The sequence below is a fragment of the Mesorhizobium sp. M5C.F.Ca.IN.020.29.1.1 genome (assembly GCF_003997375.1).
Lineage (GTDB): Bacteria > Pseudomonadota > Alphaproteobacteria > Rhizobiales > Rhizobiaceae > Mesorhizobium > Mesorhizobium wenxiniae.
In genome coordinates, this window is record NZ_RZSW01000330.1 from 1 (window position 1) to 6917 (window position 6917).

2 protein-coding genes are annotated in these 6917 nt (G+C 65.7%); both read right to left on the reverse strand.

The features are described 5' to 3' along the window. On the reverse strand, nt 1-1633 hold a 1633-nt coding region (locus EOA85_RS23015), incomplete at its 3' end, for a ParB N-terminal domain-containing protein (RefSeq protein WP_127211289.1). A gap of 282 nt (nt 1634-1915) precedes the next feature. Beyond that, nucleotides 1916-6917, reverse strand: a 5002-nt coding sequence (locus tag EOA85_RS23020; RefSeq protein ID WP_127211290.1) for an N-6 DNA methylase, incomplete at its 5' end; no start/stop codon positions are given.

Below are 6917 nucleotides of genomic sequence, written 5' to 3' on the forward strand. Positions count from 1 at the left end.
CGGGGGCCCGGTCCTCGCCGCCGACGTCCTCGGCGTCAGGCACATCATCGTCCTCGACCTCGGTGACGGCGCTCTTGGCGAGCCATTCGGCAAGGCTGATCGCATCGGGGGCGAACAGCGCCGCCGGGTGGACGAAATGGCCCTCCTTGAAGTGCTCGACGAGCGCGGCGCGCGTGTCCTTCACGCGCGCACGGGGCAGCACCGGCGTATCGGCGCACGAGCCTTCGAGCGCCGGACGCGACAGGCAAGAGAGGAAGTCCTTCGTGCCCATATTGGAGAGGAAGCCGTCCGCGCCGATCGTGCCGCCGGCGACGATTGCGACGATGCCGGACTTGCTGATGCCTTCGCGGCATGAGAGCACGTCGATCAGGACGCCGCGCGCCGCGATGCGCAGTGTGTCGACGTCGAAGGCGAACTTGCCCTCGGCATCGAACAGCGCGGCCGCATGCCGACCGAAGCGACCACCGAAGCGGAAATCGCCACCGGTTCCGGAATCAACCCGGACGTTTTGCCCCGCGAAGGCGAGGACGAGCAGTGCGAGCAGCGTGTCGTCCTCGATCGGCGCCCGCGACAGCGCCTCGTGCAGCGCGTCGGTGCGCAGGTCGCCGATCATCTCGATACCCTTGCGGGTGACGTCGGGCCGGGGCTTGGAGATGACGATCGCCTCGTCGTCGCCGGCCTGCGCGTTCTTACTCTTCTTCTTGGCCTCGGGCATGCGGAAGTGGACGGTCTTCACCCTGCCCTCGCGGTCAAGGTACATGGCGGCGTGGTCGGACTTCTTCGGCGTGCCATGAACACGCTCGGCCTTGGGCGGCAGCTTCACCTCGCCCCAGGTGTTGACCTCGGTGATGACGCCCTTCTTGGGCAGGTTCTGCGTCATCCACTCCTGCTGCGCGCCGAGGAAGGCCTCGACGTCGGTGGTATAGCGGCTGTCCTGGTCGGCCGGCGCAAACAGATCCTCGACCCAGGCGATGCCGTAGGCCTGGGCGAGCTGGTCGCCGAAGCTGGCATCGCGCGCATACATGCGCTTCTTGGCCAGCCCGTTGGCCAGGCTCCACCACGAGACCTGGGGATCGTCCTTGGACGGCTTGTTTGCCTTCCAGACTTCCTTCTGCTCCTCGAGCGAGGCGGCCGCGATGGTGCGGAGCTGCTGCTCGTTCGGCATGTCACCCCTAGCCATATGATCCAGCATTGCCGGCAGCACATTGGCGAGAAGCCTCAGCTTCTTGATCTGGCGCACCGACTGGGCAAGCGCGATGCCAATCGCCTCTTCGGTCCAGCCGAGAGCCACGAGACGCTCGATGGCGCGCCACAGATCGACCGGATGAAGCTGCTCGTGCGTGATGGCCGTGGCCAGCGAGCGCATGGCGCCGCCATCCTCGGCATGAGGAACGACCAGAACGGCGATCTCCTCGAGGCCGGCGGCGATCGCCTGCTTGACGCGACGGCGCCCGTCATCGATGACGAAGCCATTGCCGCCATCGGTTTCGGCAGCGACAACGGGCGGCTGCACGATGCCGACAGCCTTGATCGTCGCCAGCAGCAGGGCATCGGCCTGCGGGCTGGACTTGGAGCGGCGCGCCTTGTCGGGATTGTCCTTCAGCGAGCGCGGATCGACAAACTTCAGTTCCATGGGAATGCTCCTTGGAGGTTGTGGACGCGGCCCATCGCCGGTCCTTTTCCGTCTTCTTCCCGAAGACATCCCCCGGCCCGCGGAGCGGGCGGGCCGGTGCAATTGCGCCCGAGCATTCCTGCCCGGCCGGCCAAGCGGGGCTTGCAGCCCTGCGCAGGATGACGGGCCGGGATCGCGACGGGGGCGATTGAGCGCTAGCGTCGGCGGATCGCCCGATCTGCGAGCGGGCTCATCCCCCCTTCATTCCAGCTTTTCCTTCCGTCCCAAGCCCTTCCAGACCGGCTAGGCCGCGGCGCGCTCCGCGCCGGCCACGGCGTCTTCGGCAAGCGACTTTTCAATCTCGCCGAGTTGCCGGCGCTTGCCGGCCAGCTCGGCAGAGAAGGCAAACTCGCCGCCCTCGCGCGAACGGTAGGAGGCGAGGCGCCGCTCGGCGTCAGAGAGGCGACGCCTATATCGCTCCTGCTCCTCCTCGAGGCCGGCAAGGACATGCTCGAGCCGGGCGATCGCACCGAGCGGCGTGGTGGTAACCGGCAATTCGATTTCCGTCTCGGCTCCGGTGCGCACCAGCATGGTGGTGTAGCGATAGCCGTCCTTGCCGAAGCGCTGGCCGGAATATGCGAGCTCGAATCCGCCAACTGAGGCGATGACGGTCTCGTCTTCGTGCTGAAGCTGCACGAGGGTCAGAATCTCCTTCATGAGCGCCCGACCAGCGAGCTTGCGCTCGGTGAAAGTCTCGTCGCCGACCGTCATGCCGAAGGCGTCGCCGGCAGTCGGAGCCAGACGGTCGAGGTCTTGGCCGATCTCGCCAATGCGCCGCGTCGCATCTTCGATATCCCGCTCCGCATCGCGAAGCTGGCGGCGGATGGCGAACTGATCGTCCTGATGTGCGAAGCGCAGGCGTTCGAGTCGGGCGATATCGGCTTCAAGGCCCGCCTTCTGCATCAGGCGCGGATCGCCCGAGGCAATGGCCTTGGCCATGGCGAACTGGTTCGCCTGTCCCTCACCGAGGTCTTCGAGCCGGCGGACGGAGGTGTCGCCTGACAAAGCGGCCGCAATGAAACGGGCCTTGCGCTCATTGTTCTGCCACATCTGGGCATCCATCGAACCCTCGGTGGCATAGGCGAAGATGTCGATGACGTCGTGCTGGTTGCCCTGCCGCAAAATGCGACCTTCGCGCTGCTCGATCTGCGAAGGCAGCCACGGAACATCGAGATGATGCAGAGCCTTGAGGCGGAGCTGCGCATTGACGCCGGTGCCCATGGTGTCGGAGGAACCGATCAGAAAACGGACCTTGCCGGCACGGACGTCGCCGAACAGACGCTGCTTGGCCTCGGACTTCTTGAAATCCTGCATGAAGGCGATCTCGGATGCCGGCACGCCCATGCGGATCAGTTCGTCTCTGATCCAGCGATAGGCAGAGAAGCCCCGGGTCTTTTCGACCGAGATGGTCCCGAGGTCCGAGAAGATCATCTGCGCGGCGCCGGATAGCTCGAAGGGCTTGCCGTCGGGGCGGACATAGTCGTTGCCGGCGGTTTCCTGCCAGATGCGGAAGGCATTGGAAACAAGGTCGTTGAGCTTGTTGTTCGCCTCATTGTCATTGTCGGCATCGACCAGGCGCAGATCGATCGCGGCATGCCGCCCATCGGTGATAACCGAGAGCAGGATGTCGTCGCCGGGCTCTGGCGGTCCTTCGCGCTCCTCGATGGCCTTGATCCGGGCGTCGAGCAGGACCTGATAGCGCTTGAAGGCGGCTGAGGGCTTGGAGGTCCTGATCTGCCGCGCGCCGGTCGAAAGCGCCGGGATCTTCACATAGTCGCGCAAGTCCTCCGGCATCACCACATCCGCGAACGAGCGGAACATGGCGATGAGCTCGGGGACGTTGACGAAGGTGGCGAAGCGCGTCACGGGCTTGTACTTGCCGTTGGGCTGCAATTCGAGCTCGGTGGTCACGTCGCCGAAGGTCGAGGCCCAGGCATCGAACTCGTGCAGCCCACGCTCGAGTAGCGCCGCGTAGCCGAGATAGCGCTGCACCGAGAACATCTCGCCCAGCGTATTGGTGATCGGCGTGCCGGAAGCGAGCACAAGCGCTCGCCCCGGGTTCTTCGTCTCGACGAAGCGGGACTTCACATAGAGGTCCCAGGCGCGTTGCGAGCCGTTCGGGTCAACGCCCTTCAAGGTCGACATATTGGTGGCGAAGGAGAGTTTTCTGAACTCCTGCGCCTCGTCGACGATGATCTGGTCGATGCCGATCTCGGAGATCGTCAGCAGGTCATCCTTGCGCGTCGCCAGCGACTCCAGCCGCTCCTTGAGGCCTTCCTTCAAGCGCTCGAGGCGCTTGCGCGAGACGCGATCGCCGCTCTCCACCTTGGTCAGCAGCGTTTCGTAGAGTTCGAGCTCATCCTGAATCATCTGCTGCTCGAAGGCCGAGGGCACGCTGATGAAGCGGAAGGCGGAATGGGTGATGATGATGGCGTCCCAGGTTGCGGTCGCCGCGCGCGACAGGAAGCGATGCCGCTTTTCCTTGATGAAATTTGTCTCGTCGGCGACGAGAATACGAGCGGTCGGATAGAGCGCCAAAAACTCGCGCGCCGCCTGCGCCAGGCAGTGGCCGGGAACGACGAGCATCGCCTTGGCGATCAGGCCGAGCCGCTTCTGCTCCATGACGGCCGCTGCCATCGTCATCGTCTTGCCAGCTCCGACGGCATGGGCGAGGTAGGTCGCGCCGGCCGAGACGATGCGCCAGATGCCGCGCTTCTGGTGCCGATAAAGAGAAAAGGCGCCTGAGGCGCCCGGGAGCTGGAGATGGTCCCCGTTGAAGTGCCGGGGCGCGATATTGTTGAAGCGGTCATTGTAGACTCGGGCCAAGCGATCCGTTCGATCCGGATCGGACCAGATCCAGGTCTGAAACGCCGTCTTGATCTTGGTGAGCTTCTCCTTGGCCGCCTCGGTGTCGACGACATTGAGCACGCGCTTCTCGGCCTGGCCCTCCTTGATGATGTCGAAGATCTGCGGCACGCGGCTGTTGAGTGCGTCGGCGATCAGTTCGCCGGCGTGGCGGCGCTCCGTGCCCCATTCCGAGGTGCCGGTCGCCATGTAACCGAGTTGTCGTGCTTCGACCGTCCACGATGCCAGTTCCGGCATGTGGTGGATCCTGATCTCGGCGCCCAGAGTCTCCTTGACGAAGGCGACGACATCGGCAGCCGGAATCCACGGTGCGCCGAGGCGCGCCGTGATATCGGACGGGCCGAGATCGGCCGGCTGGACCTCGACCAGGGCGCGGACATTACGCTCGAAGGCGGGCTCGAGTGCAGCAGCCGCTTCGGCCGACTTGAGCTTTTCGCGGACCTGGCCCGAAAGATAAGCATCGGCCATCTGCCAGGAGCCGGACTCCGGGTCGCGATAGATGGCGTCGCCCATTTCCGCGATGACGGACTCGGCATCGGCATGGATCAGCTCGGCGATTTGATCGACATCGACATGGCCGCGTTCGTTCAGCACCACGGCGAGGGCATCGGCTGCCGAGGTGATGATGGGCGCCGAGGGCGGTGCGATCACCCGTTCGGTGAAGATCGGACCGGGACGCGCCGTGTCGGTCTCGAGGTCGTAGTCCTCGATTGAGGCAACGAGCCAGCAATCGGGATCGTCGAGAAAGGGCTGCAGGTTGGGCCGGCGATGCGTCTCGCGCACGTCACCGGTCTCGGGATCCTCGCTGGTCGAGACGACCGTGGTGTTGATCGGGCCGAAGGCGCGCACGAAGTTCGACCAGGCGATGCGCAGCTTGACCTGCGCCGGCTTCCAGGGTCGGTCGAGCTCCTGCGCCTTCAAGACCTCGCGCACCGCATCGCGGATCGGGATCAGCTTGCGGATGATGCGGGCGTGCTTGTCGGGAACGCCGTCGGCGCTGCGTCCCTTGCGCAGGGGAAGAGTCACGGGAACCCCGTCGACCATCTGCATCAGCGCCGTATTCGACGCGATGAAGTAGCTGCCCTCACGGATCACGGGAGCGTTGGGAAGCGACTCCCCTGCCCCGTCGATGTCGTCGCCGTCGCGGTCGATTGCCTCGGGCGCGCCGTCATAGATGGCTTCCGGGAGACGGGAGATCGCTGCAGGGAGCGCCTCCGCGAGATCGACGCCGGGACGCGGCAGGCAGGTGTAGGTCTCTCCGAACGGGCCCGATGTGCTGGCATGAGTGCCGAGCACAAAATCGGGATGCCGGGCGAACCAGCGGTTCACGCGGATCGCGATCTCGTCGCCGTCCGCAGGGCGGACCTCGTCGGTGTCGAGCCAGGTAACGTCGCGCTCGGCCTGTCCCGGCTTGCGCTTCCGGAAGAACAGGATGTCGACCACCACATCGGTGCCGGCATCGGCCTGGAAGCTGCCCTGGGGCAAGCGGATTGCGGCGACGAGATCGGCGGACTTCGCGATATGCTCGCGAGCCGAACAATCCGCCTTGTCCATCGTACCCGCGCTCGTCACGAAGGCCGCGAGGCCGCCCGGCTTCAACAGGTCGATCGAGCGCGCGATGAAATAATCATGTAGGCGCAGCCCCATCGACCGATAGGCGCGGTCGGAGCGGACGGTGCGGTCGGAGAAAGGCGGGTTGCCGATGACGAGGTCGAACGCTGCCGGCAGGTCGGCACGCGCAAAGTCCGCATTCACGATTCTGACCCGCGGTTGCAACAGCCGGGCAATGCGGGCGGTGACGGGATCGATCTCGACGCCGGTGACATGCACCCGGTCCCGCAACTCGGCGGGCATCAGGGCGGGGAGCAGGCCCGTGCCGATACCGGGTTCGAGCACCCTCCCCCCGCGCCAACCAAGCCGCTGCAGGCCCGACCACATCGCCCGGACGATGAACTCCGGCGTGAAGTGTGCGTATTGGGTGCAGCGCGCCAGCGAGGCATAGTCCTGGCCCGACACGGCATCCTCGAGTTCGGCGCCGATCTCGTCCCAGCCGTCCCGGAAAGCGGTTTCGCCCGGACGCCGGAACACGGCATTGGCGAGGTCGGAGGCCCCGAAGCCAGTGAAGCGGACGAGCCGGGCTTGTTCCTCGGGCGTCGCCGGCCGGTCTTCAGTCTCGATCTCCGCGGCGAGCCGAATGGCGGCGAGATTGTCGCGGGCGCGCTGCTTCCACCCTTTGGCCAGGCCGCGATCGCTTTCGAGAAAGAAACTCTGGCCGCGAGCCGTGACTGCAGGGTCGCGCCCGTGTCCGGCGGCCCGCGGTGCGGGCTTGGCGTGAGGCTCCGGCCCGGCTGGGGGAGAAGGCCGCTCATCAGCGTGATCC